Origin of the sequence: Bartonella sp. AP11XZML, assembly GCF_042196445.1 — a bacterium.
Classification (GTDB): Bacteria; Pseudomonadota; Alphaproteobacteria; order Rhizobiales; family Rhizobiaceae; genus Bartonella.
This window is the reverse complement of the sequence record NZ_JBHIQF010000008.1, coordinates 1-25,495: the sequence shown is the minus strand read 5'-3', so window position 1 is coordinate 25,495 and position 25,495 is coordinate 1. Positions and strand designations below refer to the sequence as shown.

Below are 25,495 nucleotides of genomic sequence, written 5' to 3'. Positions count from 1 at the left end.
AGCAAAGTTTATATCGAGGGACAGCTTCAAACGCGTAAATGGCAAGATAAAAACGGTGTTGACCGGTTTGTAACAGAAATCGTTTTGCCTAAGTACAAAGGCGACTTAAAGCTCTTAGATGGCAAAAATGATGATAATCAAGAGCAGTCATCTCCTTATGACAGAAGCTTTCACAGACCTCTTGATACGCCCCATACCGTTATGAATGACAGTGTTCCTTTTTAAGGATATTATTGAATGAGGAAAGTGATCATGTTAAAGCAATTCTGTAAAGTTGTATGTTTTGTGGGGTATGAATGATATGTACCAAGTTCAGCAAATTGCTAACTTCTTTCTTGAAAAGGGACGTGAAGAGAATATCCCAATTTCTCCTATGAAGCTCATTAAACTGGTGTATCTTGCGTATGGATGGATGTTAGCAGCTACAGGTAAGCGTCTCTTTCCTGATCGTATAGAAGCATGGCAGCATGGTCCCGTGATTCCGGCTCTTTATCATGAGTTTAAAGATTGGGGAAGGCGTTTTATCGATTGCTATTCTCGAACAGTTGATTTAGAGACAGGAGAAATTTTGATTCCTAAAATTCCTAAAGAATCCGCTGATAAATATACAGTTAAGTTATTAGAGATCGTCTGGAATGCTTATAAAAATTTTTCACCTTGGCGCTTGCGCGATGAATCTCATGAGAATGGATCACCGTGGGAGAGAGTATATGATTGTGGGCAATTTGGTGTGAAGCTAAAAGACGATGACATCAAAGAATATTTCACACAAAAAATTAACGGGTATTTACAAGAGCCGGAAAAAAAATAAACACCTTCATCTTAAGCAACTTCAACGTGCAAGTGATGCTGTTGGAAATCAATCTGTTAGAGTGATTGCAGATTGTCTTCCGAGGAGAACTGTTCATTATGCTGTTACAGAACAAGAAATAAATCTATTAAAAGATCACGCAACGTCTGCACGTCGTTTTCATGGAATAATGGGGACTTTATTGGGTACGCTTTTAACTTTGTCTATAGAACTATTTTGGGATAGAAGTCATTTAGAAATTAAGCAAGTTTTTATAATTATAATATCGATCATTCTGGTTTCGTTATTCTTTTATAGTCTAAAGTTTAAGACAAAAGCAGAGGAAATTTGGCAAAATATTAAACAGGAATCTGGGGACATAAGTGAAAAAAAATAAAAAAAGGGGACGCCCTAAAATAGCAGGGCAGGTAAGAGAACCAAACGGACGTATATCACGTGCAAAAGCACCGCGTGAAGCCGTTGATAAATTGGCAATAGAAATGCGTGCAAAGCGCTTCGGTTTAACGCTACAGGAGGCAAAAAATCCACTTTCTGGTACCTATATCGGGCGGCTTTGTTTGCAAGGCGTGCTTACACAAGAGCAACATGATGCCGCGCAACAGTACCTACAGATAAGAAATAATTACCTTTGTGCAAAGGGATTGCCTAATGCAATTTATGATGATGTGTCTACAAATTCAGATCCAGATAGCTTTGAACAATGGGTTCAAAAAGCAACAAATCACTATCAAGCCGTACAAGATATACTAAAAGAAGCCCAATGCCTCTATAGACAGTACAATCTTCACGCAGCACTACAGTACCTCGTTATAGAAGATCAAACGCTACCATATCTTGTGAATTCATTACGTGTTGCTCTTAATGCGCTTCAGAAGCACTTTCATTAGACAATTCTCCAAATAAACTTGATAAACGCTATCATTAATACTACCCCTAATATTACTCCAATTATTCCAAAAATCGCTCCCAAATATTCTTTTATACCGATTAAAATTAATAACCCTAAAATTATTATCCCTATTGTTATATTCCACATAAAAAGTGCAATTATACCACCAATGAAACCACAAATTAGAAGTGGTATTCCACAAGTTATTAAAGCTATGTCTTTAATGTTATCTTGTAGACCATCTTCACGCATTGTTTTTATCATTATACATGACATGATAAAACTCACGGCAGATATAGCTAGCAATAGAGCAGCCACTTTTTCTTGTAGATCATTTCCTATAAGGTTAGAATTAAATATTATAAGTGTAGGAATCCATGGAACAAACGTTGGTAAAAATAGTACAGTGCAGTATGCAACTATTTCTTTCCCTTTTTTTCCTGCTTTTTTAATGGCATGTATTGCATTGAATAGCATTAATAAAAACAATGCTATCAAAACTCCAATAAAGCATAAATTTTCTATAATCATTATCTTCTCTTTTTTGACGATCCACTGTTTAGAACACTGCTTAACCGATTCCCTTTGAAATTATCAATATGTGTTATTTTTGTGTTGACAAAGTGTAGCAAATCGTATTTAATGACAATACGGCACTGGTCGTATTGTATCTAAATGAGGGTAAGATACAGTTCAAAATCCCCGCAAATGCGGGGTTTTTTATTATCTGGAGGGTGTATTTTATGACATCACAAAATACAGAACAGATTTCTCAAACAAAGAAAAAATATAAACCCCCTAAGGCAGGAATGGGGCGTGTCAAAGGTGTACCCAATAAGAATACACGTCTTTTGAAAGAGGCTATTCTTAAAGCTGCTGAATTGGCAGGCAATAAGTATGGGAAAGAGGGGCTAATCTCTTACCTCGAAAAGCAGGCAATAAGATGCCCTGCGGCTTATTTAGCGTTGCTTGGGAAGATCTTGCCCTTGCAAGTGACGGGTGAAGATGGGGGCGCGATTAAGATCATAGGGCGTGTAGAAATTGCCCCTTTAACAGTGAATGACGACAAGACAGATTAAGATTGTACCAAAACTCATTCCTATTTTTACAGGAGACGCTTTGGTACGCGCGGCTTGGGGTGGACGAGGGTCTGGAAAGACAAGATCATTTGCCTTGATGGCTGCTTTAAAAGGCTATCAATTTGGTATGCAGGGGATATCAGGGACCATTCTTTGTGCACGTCAGTTTCAGAATTCGCTAGCAGAGAGTTCATTAGAGGAGATTAAGCGCGCCATTGAAGCCCATGACTTTTTAAAGGACTATTACAAGGTTGGAGAGGCTTCTATTAAGTCAAATGATGGTCGTATAGCCTTTCAGTTTTCTGGACTAGACCGTAATATTGCGAGCATTAAATCGATGGGGCGTATCTTGCTTTGTTGGGTTGATGAGGCAGAGCCCGTAACAGAGACCGCTTGGCAGACGCTTATTCCAACGTTGCGTGAAGAAGGTGAGGGGTGGAGAGCAGAGTTATGGGTGACATGGAACCCGTTGCGAGAGAATGCACCGGTTGAAAGGCGGTTTCGCTTTTCAGATAATGCGGCAATCAAGCGTGTAGAGATCAATTGGTCAGATAATCCAAAGTTTCCCAAGATCTTGAATGAAGCGCGGCTTGATGATTTGAGAAACCGTCCAGAAACCTATAAGCATGTATGGGAAGGGGCTTATCTTACAGCGGTTCAAGGCGCTTACTATCAGAGGGAAATGTTGGCAGCCGAGCAAGAGGGACGGATAGGGCGTGTTGCGCGTGATCCTTTAATGCAGATACGGGCTTTTTGGGATATTGGGGGTACGGGTGCTAAGGCAGATGCGACAGCGATATGGATAGCGCAATTTGTTGGTAGAGAGATCAGAGTGCTTGATTATTATGAAGCACAAGGGCAGCCATTATCGGAACATATCGGTTGGTTGCGTCAAAATGGCTATGAGAAGGCACTGATGGTTCTCCCCCATGATGGTGCGACCAGAGACCGTGTGCACAATGTGAGTTTTGAGAGCGCTTTAAATGATGCGGGCTTTGAAACACAGGTTGTTCCCAATCAGGGAGCAGGGGCGGTTAAGATGCGTATCGAGGCAGTGCGACGGATTTTGCCTTCAGTTTGGTTTAATGAGGAGACGACAGTAGCGGGGCGTAAGGCACTCAATTGGTATCACGAGAAGTGGGATGAGAAGCGTAATATTGGTTTAGGCGCCGAGCATGATTGGTCCAGTCATGGGGCGGATGCTTTTGGATTGATGTGTGTGGGGTATGAACAGCCGGTGCAGAAATACAAGAGACAAGCTTATAGCGGTAGAGAAGCTTATGAGAGCACGTCATGGATGGCAGAATGATGGATGATGAAGAGCATTTAGAGCAAGAAAGTAACGCATCAGATCTGTCGACAGAAGGTTTGTTTCGCAAGCTTGTGGGTTGGTACAAAGAAGATGTTGAGCATGTGAACAAATGGCGTGAACATGCAAGGGAGGATTTCCAATTTTACAATGGTGATCAGTGGAATGATCAAGATTTAGCGGCTTTAAAAGAGCAACGTCGCCCCGTTATGACTTTTAATCGCATTGCACCACTCGTTAATGCCGTTGTGGGTTCAGAAAGAAATAATAAGCGAGAAGTGCAATTTATCCCCCGTCAAATAGGCAAGGCATTGCCAAGTGAATTGCTTACGGGAGCTGCAGAATGGTTTAGAGATGTAGCACATGCGGAATACGCGGATAGTGATGCGTTCCAAGATGCTGTCATTTGTGGAATGGGCTGGACTGATACGCGGCTTGATTATGAGAACAGTATAGATGGTGAACCGGTCATTACGCGTTTAGACCCCTTAAAAATGGTTTGGGATAGCGCGGCAGTGCAACCGAATTTAACCGATGCACAACGCATGTGGTATGTCGACCGCAAGCCTTTGGAAGTAGCCAAGCAGATGTTTCCCAAAGCCCATTGGACAGAGCTGAGTGCAGATTGGGCAAGGGATGGGAGCTCTCATGAAGGTGTTCACCATAATGATCTTGATTATTACAGTGATGAGAAGGGCATTGATGTTGAAAACGGTCGTCGGATGGTCACACTTGTTGAATGCCGTTGGTTTGAAAGCGAGAGGTATTACAAAGCGCCCGATTTAAGCACTGGAGAACTTCGTGATTATAGTGAAGAGGAATTTAAGCAGCTCCAGTGCATGATGCCCGATATCCAAGGGGCAGCTTTCAATAAAAAGGTCGTAAAACGTGCTTTTTTAGGGAGAAAGTTGCTTGAATCCCCTGATCAACCTTTAGTTCCAGCTGGTCAATTGGGTTGGGAGTGTATAACGGGGTATTTTGACAAGATAGAACGGCAATTTTATGGGGTTGTCCGTCCGACAAAAGATCCACAACGATGGGCGAATAAATATTTTAGTCCAAGTAATGCACATTCTCAATAGCCAATCCAAAGGCGGGATAATGGCAGAGCGGGGCGCATTTGAAGATGAGAGAGAAGCTGTAAAGAGTTGGAGCAGGGTTGATAGTATTACGGTTTTAAAAAATGGTGCTTTGGCTGGTGGTAAGATACAACCAAAACCCGTAGCGCAATTTCCAGCAGGCTTTTTCCAACTGTTTAATGAAGCCAAGGAAGCGATTAATCAAGTGACAAGATATTGATTTATAATGATAATCTAGCGTTATTCATAGTGAATTAGAGTCCCGAATACCGTAAGATTCTATCATTTCAAATCTGTTTATGTTGCATCAATCAAAACCACTCATTTGCACATAACAAGCGGGATGAGTGTGTGGATCAAATTTGTATAAGAAAGGACTAAAAATGGCTCTTATGAACCGTCTTAATGCAAGGTCTGTCGCAACATTGGGAGCTGGCAAATATAATGATGGTGCCGGCTTGCTTCTTCACAAACGTAAAGATGGAGGTGCTCAGTGGATTTATCGTTATACCATTCATGGTCGGCGCCGTGAAATGGGATTGGGAGCGTTGCGAGATGTCTCTTTAAAACAAGCCCGTGAATTGGCAACTGGGTGGCGTTCTGTGTTACGTGAGGGGCGTGACCCCATTAAAGAGCGCAATAAACAAAAGCGTGAGGCAATAAGTAATCTCCATTATTTAAAAGATATTGCTTTAGACACTTTTGAAACTCGTAAAGCTGAATTAAAAGGAGAGGGTAAAAATGGAGATTGGTTTTCGCCTTTACAACTTCATATTCTCCCCAAATTAGGCTGTCTGCCCGTTTCTGAGATTACGCAAATAGAGATACGCAATACGCTTGCCTCTATTTGGCATACAAAAGCTGCAACAGCTAATAGAGCTCTTATTCGTCTCAATATGTGTCTCAAACATGCGGCTGCATTAGGATTGGATGTTGATTTACAAGCAACAGAAAAAGCACGTGCTCTTTTAGGTAAACAACTTCATAAAACTATTAATAGACCAGCTATGGATTGGAAAGATGTGCCGGCTTTTTATAAAACACTTTGCGAAAAAACAACTATGACGAATTTAGCTTTGCGTTTGCTTATTCTTACAGGGGTTCGTACCAATCCTTTGTGTCATATCCATAAAGATCAAGTTGAGGATGATATATGGACTATCCCTGCTGAAAATATGAAAGGAAAGCGTGATACAACAAAAGAGTTTCGTGTACCCCTATCATCTGAAGCATTAGACATTTTAAAACAAGCGCGCCTTTTATCACGCAATGATTTCTTCTTTTCTGCAACAGGTCGCGGTCCCCTCGCGCATAGGTGTATGGCTCAATATATGAAACGTATTGGACTTGAAGCCTGCCCGCATGGCTTTCGCTCTAGTTTACGCAATTGGCTTGCTGAAACAACCGATGCCCCCTATGAGGTCGCTGAAACCATTCTAGCGCATACGGTCGGCGGTAAAGTAGAACGTGCCTATCGTCGTACTGACTATCTAGAGCAGCGCCGTGTCTATATGGATAAATGGGCGGCTTATGTCACTGGTCAATCTTAAGATATGGGGTGCATAACCCCATGATCTGTGGATAACTTTAGCTCTCTTCTCTCTCATTCTTTCTCAATAAGACTCATAATTTATCACATCAATAAAACTATGATAAAATACTGTTTTCTATAGACTAAATACCTTTCCAATGATTCAAAAATATGGTTAATAAATGCTTATGATTTGGTTCTATTTTTTATTATGAAAGGATTTTAAAATGACCGAAAATGATATTCTTTTAACTGACCGTGAAAGTGCAAAATTGCTTCATATGAGTGTCTCAACTTTCCGTCGTCATGTTACCAATGGCTCTCTCCCAAAACCTTTAAAATTTGGTTTTTTATCCCGTTGGTTACAATCGGATCTTTTGAATGTAATCGAACAAGCGAAACAGCAACGTTATAACGACGTGGCATAAAAAAACCTTGTCACGTAAGGACGGACAAGGCTTTCTCAAACTCATCACCTTAGAGCTAGCACAATCCGTCCTGTGACGCAACGTTATAGGATTAAAAATGATGTGTTCTTTTAAGAATGCGCAGGATATTACACGTGCCTTGCGTGGGGTTTGGCATGGGCGTTATGGAACCGCCCGTTGCCCTGCTCATGATGATAGGCTGCCTAGCTTATCCATTAAAAATGGACATGATGGGCGTCTTTTACTCTATTGTTATGCTGGTTGCTCTTTTAGAGAGATCATACAAGCGCTTATTAGAATTGGGTTGCTTAGTAAACAAGCCTTTTTTGATAAAGCTTATGATCATACGCTTTCTTTCTCAAAACAGTTTTGTGCTGATTTCAAAGGAGCAAAACAGAAAGCAGAGAAAGCAAAAGTAATTTGGCAACAAAGCCAACCAATCAAAAATACTTTAGCAGAAACCTATTTACGCATGCGGGGGATCACGTGTGATTTGCCTGCTGATTTACGCTTTTACGACAAATGTCTACACCCCTCTGGAGTTACACTACCCGCGTTGGTTGCTCTTGTTAAGGGGGCTGGTTCTTTTGCTATTCATAGAACTTTTTTACAAAACAATGGCTGCAAAACAGATCAATCACCAACCAAAGCCATGTTGGGTTCTGTAACGGGTGGTGCTGTGCATTTAAGTCAAGGTAATCCAAAACATCTGGTCATTTGTGAAGGCATTGAAACCGGTCTGGCTTTGCTGTCTGGGTTGTTAACAGAGCCCGTGAATTTATGGGCGTCCCTTTCAACCCATGGCATGAGGCATGTGAATTTACCCAAAACCAAAGCCCGTCTCACCATTGCAATGGATGGCGATGAGGCGGGGCGTAAAGCAGGTCTTACCCTCGCTGCGCGCGCTTATAGACAAGGCTTTGAGGTCTTTATAATGCAAGCCCCCTACGGTCTAGATTTCAATGATGTTTTGATACTGAAAGGTATAAATAAATGAGAGAGAATAAAAACAATATTGTCGATACCAACAATCAAAATGTTTCACGCAATGATAACGATAATGTTTTTTTAAATGATAAGACTTGTTTAGAAGCCATTCCTTATAAACAAGCATTGCAACAAAATGGTTGGGGGGAATTAAAACCACTTGAATATACTCTCTTACCCGTCGAGCCTTTTGACCCATTACAACTCCCAATGCCATTCATGGATTATGTTTACGACGTTTCAGAGCGTCAACAAGCCCCTATGGATTTTATTGCTGTCTCTGCTCTCTGTGCTTTGGCTGCTGTCATTGGCAATGGCGTGCGGGTTGCTCCAAAACAACATGATGATTGGATTGTGGTGCCTAATCTCTGGGGCGCTCTTATTGGTCAATCATCAACATTCAAAACACCAGCCATGAAAGCCGCTTTAGCGCCTATCACTTGCCTTCAAAAGCAATGGTATAAAGACTGGTTAAAGCAAAAAGAGAGACAAGAAATTGAAGAGAGGTTTGAAACTTTAGACAAACGAGAAAAGGAAAGACAAGCCAATAAAGCGATCAGAAAAGGAGAGTGTGAAAAAGCACGTGCTCTTTTGTATGAAACCCTCTCTAAAGACAAGGCGCAGGATCATGATGTCTCTCGTTTTATTGTCAATGATGTGACCGTTGAAAAGCTTGGGGAACTCTTAAAAGAAAACCCCCGTGGTCTCTTAATGGTGCGTGATGAACTGGCTGGTTTTTTAGCTAATCTAGAAAGAAAGGAATATCAAACAGACCGTTCCTTTTATTTAACAGCTTTTAATGGAGATGATCAATTTACCTATGACCGTATAGAGCGTGGAACCATTTTTATCCCTTATGTCACCTTATCCATGATTGGAGGCATTCAACCTTCACGCCTTATTCCCCTCATTCAAGCCATACAGCGTGGAATAAACGATGATGGGTTATTGCAACGCTTTCAAATGATTGTCTGGCCCGATGACAATAAAGAATGGCAAGTGATTGATAGACCGCCCAATCAAGAGGGCTGGCAAAAATATGAAGGGGTTTTTCGCTCTTTTCGTGATAAACGCTTAGGATCTCCAGAAAAGCCGCTGATCATGCGTTTTTCTCCTAAAGCACAAGTGCAATTTTATGAATGGTTGGAACATCTTCATAGAGAGGCAAAAGGAGGTAGTTACTCAGAAAGCTTACAATCGCATCTTTTAAAAATGCCTAAAACCATAGCAAGCCTTGCGTTGATTTTTGAACTTCTTGATGGTGGTCGTTTAGAAATTGGACCCTATGCCATCACAACAGCCTTGCGTTGGACAAGTTATCTATTAAGTCATGCCAAACGTCTTTATGCGGCGGGGGATAGTTTAGCAACAGAGGGGGCAAAATTGATTGTCGAGCGCTGTGATCATTTACCCGATATTTTTACACACCGTGATATTCATCAAAGAAGCTGGACGCATTTAAAAGATAATCAAACCGTTAAACAAGCTTTAGAGCTTTTATGCCGTTGTAACTATATTCGTGAAATCTCTGGAGATAATACCCCTAAAAGTGGTCGACCTACCATACGCTATGAATGGAATCCTTTAGTAAAGGGGCATAAGACACCCCAATAAGGCATTTACACTTTTATTCATAGAATGAACCTTCAAAGAACGCCTTATCTATGAGTTTTGAAGATTTTGAGTATTTTGAGGGTTCCTTTTACCCTCCTTTATATATTTTTTTTCAATCAAAAAATAAAAGTTATTATATTTCAATATATTAGCATTTTAGAGATACAATCTATATTAAAACACAACCTATAAATACAACCCATGATATATTTTTGAAGGTATTTTGAGGGTGTGAGAAACCTTCAAAACCTATAAGAAAAATTCGTAATAAAACTTATCAAAGTACTCATTCTGATATTTTAAAGCACGTAGTACATTTATCTTGATTAACCCGTGAAACGAATAGCAAATTTTACTACTTTGCTGATCTTACGCTGTATCATTGGCTGTGGATAAACAATCTTTAAAAACCCCTTTTGAAAAAATTTATCCGTTTTTTCGCATTTTTCTACATTTTTTTCACCATTTGCTCAAAATGGATTTAATAAGCTTCATTTCGATTCTTTTGAAGAGAATTAATCTGTATCGTAGATAGTTATGGAGTTTATCCTTTATGCTTCGCTCTCATCATTCTGATAATGAACACGTCACTTTACGCTCTCTGTTGGAATATTATCGGCAAAAAGCTAAATCACCCCGTGAATTAGGAACCATGTTTGAAAACCTTGTCATGGTTTATTTGACAAAAGACCCGCTTCAAAAGCAAGAATACGAAAAGGTTCAAACTTATTTGGAATGGGCGCAAGAGCATGATGAAGATGGAACTGATATTGGGATTGATCTGGTGGCTACAATCCGTGATGAAGGTGGCTATGCTGCCATTCAATGTAAATGCTATGACGCCTCTCACATCATTAAAAAAGAAGATATTGATAGCTTTATTGCTGCCTCGGGCAAAAAGATCTTCACCCGTCGCATACTGGTTGATAGCACCGAAACAGATTGGAGTGACAATGTTGAACTGACTTGTGAGGGGCAAGAAATCCGCCCTCAACGGATTAATCTGTTTGATTTAGAAAACAGTCAAATCGATTGGGGGGCTTATAAAGAACAAGGACAAGCCGTCCTTAAAGAGAAACCGAAAAAAAAGCTTTTAGATCATCAGAAAGAAGCCCTTGAGAAAGTCTGTGAAGGGTTAAAAGAAGCAGACCGTGGCAAGCTCATTATGGCATGTGGAACGGGGAAGACTTTTACAAGCCTTAAGATAGCAGAAACCATAGCAGGTCAAGGCAAGCGTGTATTGTTTCTGGTGCCCTCTCTCGCTCTCATATCGCAAACAATTCGTGAATGGACAGAAGATACAGAAGTACCTTTGCGTTCCTTTGCCGTGTGTTCCGATACACAAGTGGGTAAGCGTCGTAAAAATAATAAAAATGATGCTCTTGAATTTGATAGCTCTGATCTTGCCTTGCCTGCAACAACTGATGCAAAAGAACTGGCGAGCAAAGCGGGTAAGGTTTCCCATGATTTAATGACCGTGGTCTTTTCAACCTACCATTCAATCCAAGTGATTTCGGATGCACAAAAAAAGTATGATTTACCCGAATTTGATCTGATCATCTGTGATGAAGCACACCGTACCACTGGGGCTTCATTGGGAACAGAGGATAATGAATCTGATTTTATCAAGGTTCATGATAACAGCATCATTCAAGGCAAAAAACGTCTGTATATGACAGCAACCCCCAAGATCTTTACCGATGATGCCAAAAAGAATGCCGATGAGATCAATGCCGTTCTCGCATCTATGGATGATGAAGAGCTCTATGGAAAAGAGCTTTATACCTATACTTTCTCAAAAGCCGTTCAGAATGAATTGCTTGCACCTTATAAGATTATTGTTTTGGGTATTAATGAAGAGGAAGTGAGTGAATCCATTCAACATCTGATGACCGATGAGAATTATGAACTTATCCTTGATGATAAAACCAAGATCATAGGCTGTTATCAAGCCCTTGCTAAAATAGATCTCAAAGTTGATTTAAATGATGACCCCAATCCCATGCGGCGGGCTTTAGCATTTTGTAAAGATATCAAAACCTCTAAACGCATTTGTAAAACCTTCAATTCTGAAGAAATACAGAAAGAATTATTTAATCTTCATAAGGTCTATAAAGAGACCCCGCCGCTTCAGTGTACCTTTGATCATATTGATGGAACCCAAAGTGCCAAAACGCGTCATAAAGCCCTTGATTGGCTTAAGGAGGATGCGGGGGAAAATACCTGCCGTGTACTTACCAATGTAAGATGTCTGTCTGAAGGAGTGGATGTTCCCGCTCTTGATGCCATTATGTTTTTACACCCGCGGAAAAGTTATGTGGATGTCATACAGGCGGTGGGGCGTATCATGCGGCGTGCAAAGGGTAAAAAAAGAGGCTACATCATTTTACCCGTTGGGGTACCGGCTGGGGTTTCTGCTGAACAGGCTTTAAAATACAACAAAAGATACAAGGTGGTCTGGCAAGTGATCAATGCTTTGCTTGCTCATGATGAGAATTTTGAAATCACCCTTAACCAGATGATTTTAGGGCAAGACGTTAGTGATGTTTTGGAGATTGTTGCCTTAAAGAGCATGACCGCGGTTGAGGATAAACTCCATATCCATGAAAAATCAGAACATATGGGTCTTGAGATTGGAAAAGCCGCTCATGAACCACAAACTATTCATAGCGTAACAGGAAGATTACCTTTTTATAAAGAGTTTCCCAATGCTCTGAAAACTCTTCTTGCGAAGAAATTTGCTATTGCGGATTATTGGGAAAATTGGGCGGGCAATGTTGCTGAGATTGCTCAAAACCATATCACCCATCTTCAAAACCTGCTTGCTGATGAAAACAGTGAATCCTTTCATGCTTTTGATGCCTTTCATAAGGAATTAAAGAACAATTTAAACAGTGAAATAAAGCAAGAGGAAGCCATTGAGATGTTAGCACAACATCTTGTGACGCGTCCCGTGTTTGAAGCCTTGTTTGAGGGCAATGAATTTGTGCAAAACAATGCCATTTCGCAAGCAATGGAAAAAATCTTAACAGAACTGGATAAAACCAATATCGAGGAAGAATCCAAGGAATTACAAGAGTTTTATAACAGTGTAAGGCTTCGTGCTTCTGGGATTACCTCGCCTTTAGCAAGGCAAAATCTTATTATTACGCTTTATGAAAGCTTTTTTGCCAAGGCATTTAAGAAAACCACGGATAGGCTTGGGATTGTTTATACGCCCGTTGAGGTTGTGGATTTTATCATTCATTCTGTTGATGATGTATTGCGTAATGAGTTTGGAAAAAGCTTGGGGTCACGAGGTGTCTCTATCCTCGACCCTTTCACTGGAACGGGGACTTTTATCACAAGGCTTTTACAATCCAATCTCATCAAACCAGAGGATATGGAATATAAATTCCGTCATGATATCCATGCCAATGAGATTGTCTTACTTGCCTATTACATAGCAGCCATTAATATCGAAGCAACCTATCATAGTATCATGAAAGGTGAGTACATTCCTTTCAAACATATTGGTTTGACCGATACGTTTCGGATGCTTGAAGAGAAGAATCTGCTACAGGAATTGTTTAAAGAAAACAGTGAATATTTGGAACATCAAAAGAAACTGGATATCAAAGTTATATTTGGTAATCCTCCTTATTCAACAGGTCAAAAAAGTGCTAATGATAATGCAAAGAATACACCTTATCCGATATTAGATGACCGCATTCGTGAAACTTATGCCGCTCAGTCAAATGCAAATCTTATACGAAATCTATATGATAATTATATTCGTGCTATTCGCTGGGCTAGTGATCGTATTGATAATGCTGGAGTAATCGGTTTTGTTTCTGGTTCTGGTTACATAGAAAAGTCTACAATGGATGGGTTACGAAAATCTTTAGCAAAAGAATTTACAAGTATTTATGTACTTAATTTACGGGGGGATATACGTAAAAACATGTTAAGCAATGGAGCAACTCAAGAAGGAGAAAATGTTTTTGGCAATGGAAGTATGACTGGTATTGCCATAACACTATTTATCAAAAATCCTAATGTTTCTGGAGAGTGTAAAATTTACTATCATGACATTGGTAATAATCGTACGATAAAAGAAAAACTTACAGCTCTGGAATGTTTTGGTAGTGTTGGTGGCATTACGGATAAAAAGGGCTGGCAAGTAATTGCACCAGATAAGCATGGTGATTGGATACGTCAACGTGATGAGAGTTTCGAAACATTCCTAGCTTTAGGGGATAAGAAAGGATATAATAAAAAGCTCTTTGAAACGTTTTCTTGTGGTATCTCAACTAGCCGTGATGCGTGGGCATATAACTCAAGCCGTGAAGCTTTAGCTAAAAATATGCGTAATATGATTAATTTTTATAATAGTGAAGTGAAACGTTTTAGTGATATTTATCACACTGACCGTAAAACACGTACCAATATTGTAGACAATTTTGCAAATTCAGATGCTAAAAAAATCAGTTGGAGTCGTTCTCTTAAACAACAATTAATTAGAGGAAAGATTTTCGAATTTGAAGATAAATACCTTATTCAAAGCCTCTATCGCCCTTTTACACAACAGTGGCTTTATTACAATCGCATTTTTAATGAGAGAGTTTTACAATTCTCTATAGGGAAAGCGGTAAAAAATAAGGTAATACAAGTTACAGGCGTAGGAGCAAGAAGTGGATTTTCTGTTTTGATGAGTAAGGATTTACCTAACCTTCACGCAATAGATACAGGTCAATGCTTTCCAAGATACTTTTATGAAGATATTACCTCCTTAAAATCTAAAGATAATAACCAGTCACATTTATTTATGAATTCTATAGAAAAAAGCAACAATGCTGATTTACAACAGTGTGATGGCATTACAGATGCGGGATTAGCACATTTTAAAGAGGCTTATCCTAATGAAACTATCACTAAAGATGATTTGTTTTATTACGTTTACGGTTTACTTCATTCGGAAGATTACCGCGCCCGTTATGCTGATAACCTCTCTAAAGAACTGCCTCGTATCCCTTGCGTAAAAACTGCTGATGATTTTTGGAAGTTTGTGACAGCAGGGCGTGAACTGGGTCATTTGCACGTGAATTATGAAACTGTAGAACCTTATCCAGTGACCTTTAAAAAGGGCAATCCAAAATTAACAAAGATCTCTAATCCCGAAAAATTCTATTATGTAACTGAAATGAAATTCGCAAAAGCAGCTAAAGAGAAAGGAAAATCCGAAAAAGATAAATCAACTGTTATTTATAATAGCAATATTACCATAACAGATATCCCTCTCGAAGCTTATGAGTATATCGTCAATGGTAGACCCGCTCTTGAATGGGTTATGGGGCGTCAATGTGTTAAGACGGATAAAAAAAGTGGCATTGTGAATGATGCCAATCGCTATGCTGTTGAAACCGTTGGCAACCCCGCCTACCCTCTAGAATTGTTTCAAAGGGTTATTACGGTAAGTTTAGAAACCATGAAAATCGTTAAGAACTTACCAAAATTAGAAATAAGAGAAACTGAATAACTTATAAAGCATGCTCACATAATGGGTATGATAAACTCACAAGGGGTAAAAGGTCTTATACCTATAGGTTCTATACCCCTTTATACATTGCTTACATACAATCTTTAAAAGGATAATTTATCATGCGTTATTCTAAAAAGAAAAAACTTGCACTTTTAGATACTCTACTTTGGATTGCTTTAAGATTTATAAGAAACCCCATCTTAAATAGAGTTAGATTTTTTTACATTGCCTTTAAAAGATTATACCGTAATCTTAAATGAGTGCTTTATGCTTTTCAAAAGCTTTGTTTAAAGAGAGTTATGTATATTCATTTTCTTATATTACTTATAGGTTTTGAAGGTTTCTCACACCCTCAAAATACCTTCAAAAATATATCATGGGTTGTATTTATAGGTTGTGTTTTAATATAGATTGTATCTCTAAAATGCTAATATATTGAAATATAATAACTTTTATTTTTTGATTGAAAAAAAATATATAAAGGAGGGTAAAAGGAACCCTCAAAATACTCAAAATATTCAAAACTCATAACCTAATGATCTTGATAGCATTTCTTATGAGTTATAAACCATCTTTTGAAAGGCTTTAAAGGATCACATGCTTTTTATAAAGCACGTTGTAATCATTCTCTAAATCATAAGGTTATCATTCAAAAGAACTGATAAAATTCATAAAAGGGATTTTGATAACATAATCAGTTTTCAATTTCATACGCTTTTCATAAGATACGTTTTAATGACTCACTAAAATGATCACTTTTGTCAGTTCAATTTACTGACACATAACTGACAAGTTTTAATCAATTCACATCATTGGTTATCTTTAAAGATTGTACTCTTGATATGAGTTGTGTTTTAAAGATATTAATCTATTGAAATATAATGTTTTTAATTTTTACTCATTTGAAAAAATAATTATAGGGTTTAAAAGGAACTGACAAAACTGACAACACTGACACGGTCTATTAAAAGAGATTTTGCTCATCTCTATAATTATCAGTTTCTATTGAGATGTTTTCATAACAGTCTATAAATCGTAATTATCCTATTTATCGTTTCTCTTATGAAAATGAAAAATGATGCCATGGCTATAAAGCATATAACAGCTATAGAGAATGCATAAAAACAGTAAGGTTTTATAATCATAATGCAAATGAAAGCATTGGTTATAAAGACCATCTCTATAAAAGGCTGTTAAGTTGCAAATGCGTTATAAACAAAATTCACAAAAAAATTAAAATTCATTTAGTAAAAAAATTGATAGGTTATAAAGTTAAAAAAACGCATCATGAGAGCATTTCTAAATATTATAAATGTATAATTCAAAAAACAGCGCAATCGTTTCTAAAGCCAATAATACAGATTTAAAATCATATAAATATAAAAGAAGCAATTCATAAGAACATGATAACATTAATACATAATGCAATTTAAAAAATACAAAAAAGATAAAATATTATTTGACAATAAATACGTATTTTGTTATATAAATAATCAAGTGTTTAGAAAACACTTTGAAACGACAAGCGGATAGATTACGAAACAATCTTTCCAACGCTTTTAAAAATTGGCTATCTTTTATACTTTTGTTAGTATATGAGGATTTTGTCGGGTGTGTTTACACCATACAATACTCTTTATGAGAAAAGTGTAAGCAGCGGACTTGTCGCCGTGTTTTCTAGCGCCCGATGCCTCTATAGGCTGTTAATAGAAAACTTAATTACGACAAGGTTTTAAATATGATAAATATATCAAACAACACCCCCGTTAATAAGAAAAAAATATCCAAAAAATATGAGTTTACTGGCGAAATGGATTTTGTGACTGGTCTCATATTATACCGTATACGTGCTTTAAGAGATTTTGGAGATGTCAAAGCTGGCGATCTTGGGGGGTATATTGAAAACGAAAGTAACTTATCTCACAAAGGTAATTGCTGGGTGTATGACAAAGCGCGCGTCTTTCAAAATGCAAGGGTTTCAGGGAATGCTAAAGTAAAAAGCTTTTTTGTTGACGTTTGTGGTAATGCAAGAATTTATGGCAATGCTATTTTTGAAGGCATGTTATTAAAGGACAATGCAAAGCTTTATGGAAATGCTCATGTTCGCAATGCCGTTGTAATTGAAGGCAATGCTAAAATTTATGATAACGCCCGTGTCACTGATCATGCTCATATTTGTGATGATGCCGTTATTTGTGATGATGCTCATGTCGGTGGCAATGCAAAAATAAGCGGTGCTGCTCATATTTGTGATGGCTCGCGTGTTTTTGATGATGCCGTGGTTTGTGGGGCTCTTATCTCTGGCGATTCTTATGTTCATAGCGCCGCCTCTTTAACTGCTGATGATCATATTTGGGATGAGGCATATCCTGAATTTGGAAGTGAAGATGATTATTATCGTCATGAATATTATGCTGATTGTGAGTGGTATTATGACGATGATAATGACAGCGAATATGAAAATGACGCTGCGTAAATAACGTGCGGGCGGTGCGGGGGCGCCCCTCTTTAAACATCTCATTTTAAAATTTATCAAATATGAACTTAGGGTGTTACCTATGTCCACTATAACTGTATCTAAAAAATACGAATTAACTAATGAAAATCATACTTTTGAAGGGATTACTGTACACCGCATTCGTGCTTTAAGAGATTTTGATGATGTTAGGGCTGGTGCCTTGGGCGGTTTTATTGAAAATGAAAACAACCTCTCCCATGATGGCAATTGCTGGGTCTATGATAATGCTGGTGTTTTTTGCAATGCTGTCGTTTCTGATAACGCAAAAATACGTAATGATGCCATTATTGCTAGGGGGTCTAAAGTTTATGGGAATGCCGTGGTTTGTGATAAGGCATGGGTTTTTGGTAAAGATGCTAGCATTTATGACAATGCAAAAATTAGTAACAATGCTAGGGCCTGTGGTCTAGTTTATGGCAATGCCATGGTTTGTGATAATGCTAATGTTTCTCCTAGTGCACATATCTATGATAATGCCCGTGTATATGAAAATGCTCATGTGAGTGGCTTTGTTTATGGGAATTCCCATGTTTATGGTAAATCACGCATTTATGGGGGGGCGTGTATTTATGGCAATGCGCATGTCTTTTGCAATGCATGGATTAAGAGTTATGCAAGTATTTATGATGATGCCAATGTTTCTGGCTCGGTTCGTGTGGGGTCCTTTGCAAGAATTTATGACAATGCCGTGGTTAATAGCCGTGAAAAAATTACGAATGATATCTGTGATGATAATCAGTCTAGAAAAGATGCTGCGTAAATAAGACACTGGCGCGGCGGGGGCGCCTGCTTTCCAAACCAATTTTCCATTTCAAATTTTATCAACTGTTTATCACATTAGATTGTGAGGGTATCCCTATGTGTAAAAAATACGAATTAACCAGCGAAATCAAAAAAATCAAACATGCTCTTACTCGCAATATTACAAGCCTTTATCGCATTCGGGCTTTAAGAGATTTTGATGATATAAAAGCGGGTGCTTTAGGCGGTTTTATCGAAAAGGAAGTCAACCTCTCCCATGATGGCAATTGCTGGGTTTATGATGATGCTTGTGTCTATGGTCATGCCCGTGTTTATGACAATGCAAAAATACGGCATTATTCGCAAGTCTGTGGTCAAGTCTATGGGAATTGTGAAATCTATGGAAAGGCTTTTATCTCTCTATACGCAAAAATTTATGACCATGCTTGTGTCTATGGCAATGCTCATGTTTATGGCAATGTTTATGGCTATGCTCATGTGAGTGGTGCTGCCCGCGTTCTTGCTGATGCTCATATTTATGATTATGCTCATGTTTCTTATGATGCTACGGTTTTTAGTCATGCAATGGTCTATGGTCGTGCCAAGGTTTCTGGTTCGGCGCGTATTCATAGCTATGCCAAGGTTTATAATTATGCTGTTATTAATGGTCGTGCAAAAATACATGGCAAGGTCTATAGCGGTGCTTTGGTGGGCGGTTGTGCTGAAATTTATGGCTCTGTTTTTGGCAATGCCAAGGTTTTATTCTATACTAAGGTTTGGGGTCGCGCTTATGGCAATGCGAAATTAACCAAGAAAAGCAAAATAAGGGAAGTTCCTATCAATTATGAGGTTTATGAAAGCGATAACCTTGTCAAGATTGTTGATGAAACAGAATAAAAATAGACATGGGGGTGCCTTCTTGATGGCTATAAACGCATCATAAAAGAGAGAATGCAAAAAAGCCGTGTCATTTAACGTGACGCGGCTTTCAAATGTCTATTCTCTAATGAAACATCTACCATAAGGCAATGAATGCATATATACAAAACGTATTATATTGCAAGCGCTCTATTCAAGATATAGAAAACTTATCAAAAGGAATGTAAATGATGCATATGATCTTTTAATCACTCATTTGAATGAGAAAGCCTATAAACGCTTTTCGTTGCTCTCAAACGTATTAATCATAACACCCTCCTTGTGAGGTAGTCATTTGAAATAAAGCACATGATTAAAATGCTTCTTTTAAAACGTTTCAATATACTAAGCTCAAAATCGAGCTGAGTGAATTCAAATAACGCATTCTATAAAATCAAAACGCTTGTTAGCTTTAACAAAACCCGTTTTTTACATTTGCAAACGTTGGCTTTTAAAACAAACTCTCATAAGACAATAAACAGCCGCTTTTATCAAACGCAAGACTTTAAAACTGATAAACATCAGTTTCAAACGTTTAAACGTATTTAGAAAAGCTTTCATAAGCGTCTTTTTATTTTGCACTCAAACATAACTTTTTTTGCAAATTAATCGCTCTATATTTGTGCTCTGTGCTTTTAAATGGTAACTTTTAAAACGTTTTTTAGTACCATATCTAAGGTAAAATAGTATTTTACTGCTGTGGTATTAGCCGCCTCCATTTTTTTGTGGGAGCGAATAGTTCCGTTTTTAAAAATTAGCCTGCAATCTATTCATTAAAAGGCTTTTGATTTCATAAGATATAAAAGACCTCTTTATCGTTTTCTAAACTTTTAGAAAGCGTTTTAAAAGCAATCTTATCCCTAATCCTTTTATGCAATCTTTAAAATGTTCGGTGTTATGATGCTGCTGTTATGACAGCTCTCTATTTTGCGCTCGCCAATTTTGGCGAACGTTAATTTGTTATTTTATGCGATTAACAATCCAATCTTTAAAACAAGAGTGATCTTTAAACGTATGCGATTTATATTATCGATAATTTCAAACGACTAAATTTTAAAACAATGCGATTTCTGCTGTGATAAAAACGTATCATAAAATTTATGAACTGTTATGAATGATATCTGCTTTTCATTTCATTTGAATGCACACATGCGTTATAATATTTACATCATGATTTGCTTTTTATGATCTATTCATACATGGCAATCTTATATAAAAAATGGTCAAATGAATCACGTATAAAAGGATGGATTCTTAAGTGGATTCATAAAAATAATTACACGCAACATATTGACTTTGTTGTATTTTTTTGATATGATGCCGCATCATCAAGTTACGGGCTTATCGCCTGAGTTTATCGGGACGAGAGAAGTCTCACAAGCAGGGATTTTAGAAGCACAACGGCGTCAATCTAGTCTTAACCTGCTTGCTTGTCTGTTTGATGGCTTGCGTTTGTATCGCAAAAGGCAGGGTAAGATTATTTTGCATCTGATACAGAATTATTTGTCTGATGGTCGTTTGGTACGGATATCTGGTGAGGAGAACGCGCAATATATTCCCTTAACACGTGAAGCGGTGATGAGTGTAGATTACGATATTGTGGTGGATGATGCGCCAACCAGCCCGAATGAGAAAGAGCGTACCTTTGGCATTATCACGCAATTATTACCGTTGCTTCAAAATGCCGTAACACCGGATATCATGCTTGATTTGCTTCGTTACTCACCCTTGCCTGCGTCATTACTCAATCGTGTGAGTGAGAAGATGCAACAGCAGCAAATGGCACAACAAGCCCAACAACAGCAAATGGATCCGGAACAAGAAATGAAGTTGCAAGAAAAGCAGCAGGATATGGCGACTAAAAGTCAGATGCAACAGATGGATTTGCAACAAAAGCAGATTGAATTGTTCATGCGTCAAAAGAGAGCAGAATTGGAAGCCGAAATGATGCAACAGAGGCATGACATTGAACGTCAGAAGCTTCTCAATGAACAAGCACACAATCAGATTATGCGAGAGAGAATAGCATTGCACAGAGGCATGCATATTTGAGAGAGGTGAAAGAATGAATGCAGAAATGAACGAAGCTATGAATGAAGATTATAGGGTTGGAGCACCGGTATTTGATGATGAGAGCTCTTTTGAGAGTGATTATGAGGTCGAAACCGTTGAGAGCAATGATGCCACACCTCCAGAACCGGTTGCAGAGCCCGTTGACAAGCCTTCAGAAATCGTTCCTATAGATCGGCAACGTGCAGAACAACAAGCTCAACAAGCCCGTGAAGCGCTTGTCAAGTTTTATGAACCTCAATCTCAATCGCCAAGTGTTGAAGGGGAAGGCGGACCTCCAGATCCTACACAAGACATCATTGGCTACATGGGTTGGATGGGAAAAAAGCTTCAAGAGCAAGATGCGTATATTCGTGCACAACAAGATGTTCAAAGGCAAGCCATTGAAACCCACGAATTTAATGGACATTTGAACCAGTTTTTAGAAAGTTCTGTTACATCAATTAAAGATAAATACAGTGATTTTGATGCGGCGGCAGATTTTCTTTATGAGACGCGTGCAAAGCAATTAAGTGCTTGGTCATCTGTTTATCCGACTTATGCGCAAAAGAGCACGATAGATGCGATTATAGGGGATGAATTGCGTACGATTGTAGCGACTTGCGCCCAAAAGGGGGTTAATCCAGCAGAAGAGCTTTATAGGATAGCGCAAAACCTTGGTTATCAGAACCAAGCAGTGCAAGCCAATAATCAAGTAGCAGCGCTTCAAAGCCGGCAGAATTCTGCGCGAACCTTAACAGCATCTGGAGGAGGGGGGAGTATTACAGGTCCTATGACCAAAGAGACACTTGCGAATATGTCAGAGAAAGAATTTAACGCGTGGATATCGAACCCGAAAAATGAAGCCCGTTTTTATGAAATAATGGGTGCAGACCCTGATTAGGCAATAAGTTTTACAACATAATCCGCCTTTGATGCGGGTTTTTCACCGGCTTTAAGCCGGTTTTTTTTACAGCAAAGAAAGGTGAAATCAATGGCAACAACACATATAGGAACCCATGATCCGCAATCGGTGAAATTGTGGTCACAGAAATTAAGCAATGAAGTTTTGAAAGCGACAAAAATTGCCCCTCTTATTGGCAAAAGTTCGAACAGCATTATCCAGCTTTACAATGAAACCCATAAGAGTGCAGGGGATAGTGTCACATTTAGTTTGTTGGTCAATCTTTTTGGAGACGGTGTCACGCAAGGAGAAACCTTAGAGGGCAATGAAGAAGCGCTTCAATTTATGAATGATAGGTTGGTGATTAATGAGCTTTTACATGCAGCGCGTGTCGCCAATGATGATTCAATTGACCAACAAAGAATTCTCCCGAATTTACGTAAGAAAGCGAAAGAAGGTTTGGTTCGCTGGTATGCCAATCGTTTAAGCATCATGTTCTTTCTTCAGGTATGTGGTTATACAGCCCGTACGATCAGTGTTGATGGTCGAGAAGTGTATATTAAGCCGGTTCATTATGGCTTTAATGAAATCATGGCACCAAGCAGTGAACGTATTATCCGCCCCGATGGGAAAACCAAAGATGAAGATCTTAATGATAAAGCCAAACATAGTTTTAGTTTGAAGCTTATTGATGAAGCGGTTAAACAAGCCAAACTTGCCAATCCGCAAATTTCCCCCGTCCATGTTAACGGTGATGATGTTTACGTTCTCTATTTGCACCCAACACAAGTGATGCAATTGCGTACCAATACAGCCGCTGGTGAGTGGTTAGATATCCAAAAATCGGTTTATGCGACTTCTCGTGCAAAGAACCCAATCTTTGATGGTTCTCTTGGCATGTATAATGGTGTTGTTTTACGCGAAGCTATTCATGTCACCCATGGTGTTAACTCGACAAATAATACAGCGGTAAAGAGTGTACGTCGTGCGGTGTTCTTAGGAGCCCAAAGTGCGGTTATAGGTTTTGGCAAAAATCACAGTGCAACACATTACACGCTTAAAGAAGAGTATTTTGATTATGAACGTCAATTTGGTGTAGCCGCCAAGACTTTGATAGGAATGAAGAAAACCCGTTTCCAAATGCCCAATAGTGCGCAGACAGCGCAAGATTTTGGAACGATTGTTATTCCTACCTACAGCGGTGAAGCAGCAGCGTAATCATTAAGGAGGAAAACAAGACATGGCAGATCAATTACCCCCTCCATTACAGGGAAGAAATCTTCACACCCAACAGGTGAGTTTCTTACGTTTGAATATCTCGCATAAAGAGAAGCATCTCACAGAAAAAATCGGGATATTACCCCGTGGTGCTTTAATTACCTCGATAAAAGCGTTTGTGAAGACAGCGTTTTCTGAGGCGAAGTTGAAGATTGGCAGCACTTATGGCGGCAATGAGTTTGGCGAAAAAGATATCAAAGCCCAAAATACGCAAGATTTTACACCAACAGATCAAAAGGTTTTTACTCCAGAGGATAAAGAAATGACCCTTTATGCAACACGAGATAAAACCACTGATGCTGGTGAGTGTGTTGTGGTTGTGCAATTTGTGACAAATCATTGAGGGGACAAGACATGGCAGATTATTTACCACAGCCCTTGCAAGGGAGAAATCTTCATACGCAGCAGGTAAGCTTTTTGCGTCTTAATTTTAGCTATGAAGATAAAGAACAGGCGATGAAGATAGGTACCCTCCCTCGTGGTGCTTTGATTACTTCAATTAAAGTGTATGTCAAGACAGCATTTTCGGACACGAAGGTTAAAATAGGCAGCACTGCTGGAGGGACTGAGTTTGGTGAAGCAGAAATCAAACAGCAGGCAGTCAAAGAAGTTAAGCCAACCAATCAAAAGGAATTTGTTCCTTATGATGAAGAACTTACTCTCTATGCCAAAGCGGACAAAACGGTACAAGCAGGTCAAGCAAGTATAGTCGTTGAATTCGTAACCAATCACTAAAATTGAGGGGAGAGATCTATTAGCTTCCCCTCAGTTTATGAATTAGCAGATTGTACCGAGAGTTGTAAATTAAGGGCAGATAAGACAGCGACTAAGGTAGAAAGTTTAGGGTCACCAGTCTTACTTAAAGAGCGGTATAATCCACTGCGTTCGCGATTGGTTTCTTTTGCTAAGGCTCTCATATTTTGAGCACGTGCAACAATACCAAGGGCATCCGCTATATGAGAGGCATCACCGGTTTTGAAGGCTTCATTAAGAAATGCTTGTTGTACTTCAATGTCTTTAAGATATTCTTCTGGTTTAAATGGGGTTATTTTCATCACTGTACTCCTCTTTTAACTTTAATGCTTGTTCAATATCTTTTTTCTGCGTTGATTTATCTCCACCACATAACAAAAGGATAAAATCAGAGCCTTTTTGGGTAAAATAAATTCGGTAACCAGCACCATAGTGGATACGTAATTCACCTATGCCATTAAAGAATTTAACATCACCGAAAAGACCCTGTTTTAAGCGGACAATACGTTGAAGAATAATAGCCTTAACGCTTTTATCTTTAAGTTTCTTAAGCCAAGTATCAAATTCTATCGTTTTATGAATGAACACCATTTGAGTACTATAATACACAAAATATATAATATCAATAGTAATAATTTTTACTGAAAGGTATTTTGATGACACGTCATTATATTCGGGTTAAGACCGGAGGACCGATACCAGTAAAGCGAGATGTTTATCGTCATAAGAGGACACTTTCGCACTTAGTGTCGGTCATTCAAGATGAGATTGATGACATAGCCGATGAGTATGTTCATCAAATCCAAGAAAGCATTTTTGCAGCCATTCGTTTTTGTGAACGGGAGACCTTTTACTTTAACGAAAGCCGTGATGTGGTGTTTGAGACACGGGCGGGACAAGGTGTTTATGATGCAAGCACTACCCGCCCTATTGAAACAGCTGTCAAAATAAAAACAGTGTTCCTTATCTCAGGGAATAATAAGCTTGCCTTGGAGTGTAAGGACTATGTTTCTTTAGAGCCTTTGTTATCATCAGAGCAGCAAGGAACGCCGGTTTGTTACAGTTATTTTGATAGGAAATTACATC

Annotated in this window: 21 protein-coding genes and 3 pseudogenes; 21 read left to right on the top strand and 3 right to left on the bottom strand. The window is 38.7% G+C overall.

Annotation, left to right across the window (positions count from 1 at the left end; genetic code table 11):
* The 4 genes from ACFIMG_RS00625 to ACFIMG_RS00610 all read left to right on the top strand — a co-directional run.
* A partial coding sequence (locus ACFIMG_RS00625) for a single-stranded DNA-binding protein (RefSeq protein WP_375679361.1) occupies window positions 1-225 on the top strand: 225 nt, incomplete at its 5' end.
* Window positions 226-301: 76 nt separating this feature from the next.
* On the top strand, window positions 302-811 hold the full coding sequence (locus tag ACFIMG_RS00620; protein ID WP_375679360.1) for a Panacea domain-containing protein: 510 nt from the start codon (window positions 302-304) through the stop codon (window positions 809-811).
* Window positions 747-1,187 carry a hypothetical protein gene (locus tag ACFIMG_RS00615; protein WP_375679359.1) on the top strand — a complete coding sequence of 147 codons (441 nt, stop codon included), beginning with the start codon at window positions 747-749 and terminating at the stop codon, window positions 1,185-1,187. Before ACFIMG_RS00620 ends, ACFIMG_RS00615 begins: the two co-directional genes overlap by 65 nt.
* The gene (locus ACFIMG_RS00610) at window positions 1,174-1,698 is read left to right on the top strand and encodes a hypothetical protein (RefSeq protein WP_375679358.1); all 525 of its coding nucleotides are present in this window, start codon (window positions 1,174-1,176) and stop codon (window positions 1,696-1,698) included. The genes ACFIMG_RS00615 and ACFIMG_RS00610 overlap by 14 nt, the downstream gene beginning before the upstream one ends.
* On the opposite strand, the gene ACFIMG_RS00605 is transcribed toward ACFIMG_RS00610, so the two are convergent.
* On the bottom strand, window positions 1,695-2,231 hold the full coding sequence (locus ACFIMG_RS00605) for a hypothetical protein (RefSeq protein WP_375679357.1): 537 nt from the start codon (window positions 2,229-2,231) through the stop codon (window positions 1,695-1,697). The genes ACFIMG_RS00610 and ACFIMG_RS00605 overlap by 4 nt on opposite strands.
* Before the next feature lie 212 nt (window positions 2,232-2,443).
* Between ACFIMG_RS00605 and ACFIMG_RS00600 the strand changes: the two genes are divergently transcribed.
* The 16 genes and pseudogenes from ACFIMG_RS00600 to ACFIMG_RS00525 all read left to right on the top strand — a co-directional run bounded on the left by ACFIMG_RS00600 (window position 2,444) and on the right by ACFIMG_RS00525 (window position 24,391).
* Window positions 2,444-2,779 carry a hypothetical protein gene (locus ACFIMG_RS00600; RefSeq protein ID WP_375679356.1) on the top strand — a complete coding sequence of 112 codons (336 nt, stop codon included), beginning with the start codon at window positions 2,444-2,446 and terminating at the stop codon, window positions 2,777-2,779.
* Complete coding sequence (locus ACFIMG_RS00595) at window positions 2,760-4,088, top strand: PBSX family phage terminase large subunit (protein WP_375693547.1); 1,329 nt, start codon at window positions 2,760-2,762, stop codon at window positions 4,086-4,088. Before ACFIMG_RS00600 ends, ACFIMG_RS00595 begins: the two co-directional genes overlap by 20 nt.
* Window positions 4,073-5,378, top strand: a pseudogene (locus ACFIMG_RS00590) (portal protein); the annotation flags it as partial. The gene ACFIMG_RS00595 and the pseudogene ACFIMG_RS00590, both read left to right, overlap by 16 nt.
* A 172-nt stretch (window positions 5,379-5,550) precedes the next feature.
* Window positions 5,551-6,717 carry a tyrosine-type recombinase/integrase gene (locus ACFIMG_RS00585; RefSeq protein ID WP_375679355.1) on the top strand — a complete coding sequence of 389 codons (1,167 nt, stop codon included), beginning with the start codon at window positions 5,551-5,553 and terminating at the stop codon, window positions 6,715-6,717.
* Window positions 6,718-6,925: 208 nt separating this feature from the next.
* A complete protein-coding gene (locus ACFIMG_RS00580; protein ID WP_007347430.1) occupies window positions 6,926-7,126 on the top strand; it encodes an AlpA family transcriptional regulator in 201 nt (66 codons plus the stop codon).
* Between the two features lie 97 nt (window positions 7,127-7,223).
* Window positions 7,224-8,123 (top strand): toprim domain-containing protein, encoded by a 900-nt coding sequence (locus ACFIMG_RS00575; RefSeq protein ID WP_375679354.1) that lies wholly within the window; start codon window positions 7,224-7,226, stop codon window positions 8,121-8,123.
* Window positions 8,120-9,727, top strand: a complete 1,608-nt coding sequence (locus ACFIMG_RS00570; protein WP_375679353.1) for a YfjI family protein — start codon at window positions 8,120-8,122, stop codon at window positions 9,725-9,727. Before ACFIMG_RS00575 ends, ACFIMG_RS00570 begins: the two co-directional genes overlap by 4 nt.
* Before the next feature lie 553 nt (window positions 9,728-10,280).
* Entirely contained in the window at window positions 10,281-15,245 is a 4,965-nt protein-coding gene (locus ACFIMG_RS00565; protein ID WP_375679352.1) for a DEAD/DEAH box helicase, read from the top strand.
* 1,741 nt (window positions 15,246-16,986) lie between these two features.
* Window positions 16,987-17,724 (top strand): hypothetical protein, encoded by a 738-nt coding sequence (locus tag ACFIMG_RS00560; protein WP_375679351.1) that lies wholly within the window; start codon window positions 16,987-16,989, stop codon window positions 17,722-17,724.
* Window positions 17,725-17,806: 82 nt separating this feature from the next.
* Window positions 17,807-18,526, top strand: coding sequence for a hypothetical protein (locus tag ACFIMG_RS00555; protein ID WP_375679350.1), 720 nt, complete (start codon window positions 17,807-17,809; stop codon window positions 18,524-18,526).
* Window positions 18,527-18,624: 98 nt separating this feature from the next.
* Window positions 18,625-19,404: a hypothetical protein gene (locus tag ACFIMG_RS00550; RefSeq protein ID WP_375679349.1), complete on the top strand. Its 780-nt coding sequence runs from the start codon at window positions 18,625-18,627 to the stop codon at window positions 19,402-19,404.
* A 1,347-nt stretch (window positions 19,405-20,751) separates the two neighbouring features.
* Window positions 20,752-21,477, top strand: a pseudogene (locus ACFIMG_RS00545) (phage portal protein); the annotation flags it as partial.
* A gap of 13 nt (window positions 21,478-21,490) precedes the next feature.
* A complete protein-coding gene (locus tag ACFIMG_RS00540) occupies window positions 21,491-22,378 on the top strand; it encodes a hypothetical protein (protein WP_375679347.1) in 888 nt (295 codons plus the stop codon).
* A 90-nt stretch (window positions 22,379-22,468) separates the two neighbouring features.
* Entirely contained in the window at window positions 22,469-23,596 is a 1,128-nt protein-coding gene (locus ACFIMG_RS00535) for a N4-gp56 family major capsid protein (protein WP_375679346.1), read from the top strand.
* A 22-nt stretch (window positions 23,597-23,618) separates the two neighbouring features.
* Entirely contained in the window at window positions 23,619-23,999 is a 381-nt protein-coding gene (locus ACFIMG_RS00530) for a hypothetical protein (protein ID WP_375617007.1), read from the top strand.
* Window positions 24,000-24,010: 11 nt separating this feature from the next.
* Window positions 24,011-24,391 (top strand): hypothetical protein, encoded by a 381-nt coding sequence (locus ACFIMG_RS00525; RefSeq protein ID WP_375679345.1) that lies wholly within the window; start codon window positions 24,011-24,013, stop codon window positions 24,389-24,391.
* A 35-nt stretch (window positions 24,392-24,426) separates the two neighbouring features.
* Here the strand turns inward: ACFIMG_RS00525 and ACFIMG_RS00520 are convergent, their stop codons facing one another.
* A complete protein-coding gene (locus ACFIMG_RS00520; RefSeq protein WP_375679344.1) occupies window positions 24,427-24,711 on the bottom strand; it encodes an addiction module antidote protein in 285 nt (94 codons plus the stop codon).
* Window positions 24,692-25,000: a type II toxin-antitoxin system RelE/ParE family toxin gene (locus ACFIMG_RS00515; protein WP_375608901.1), complete on the bottom strand. Its 309-nt coding sequence runs from the start codon at window positions 24,998-25,000 to the stop codon at window positions 24,692-24,694. The genes ACFIMG_RS00520 and ACFIMG_RS00515 overlap by 20 nt, the downstream gene beginning before the upstream one ends.
* 65 nt (window positions 25,001-25,065) lie before the next feature.
* Between ACFIMG_RS00515 and ACFIMG_RS00510 the strand changes: the two are divergent.
* Window positions 25,066-25,495: pseudogene (locus tag ACFIMG_RS00510) on the top strand (hypothetical protein); the annotation flags it as partial.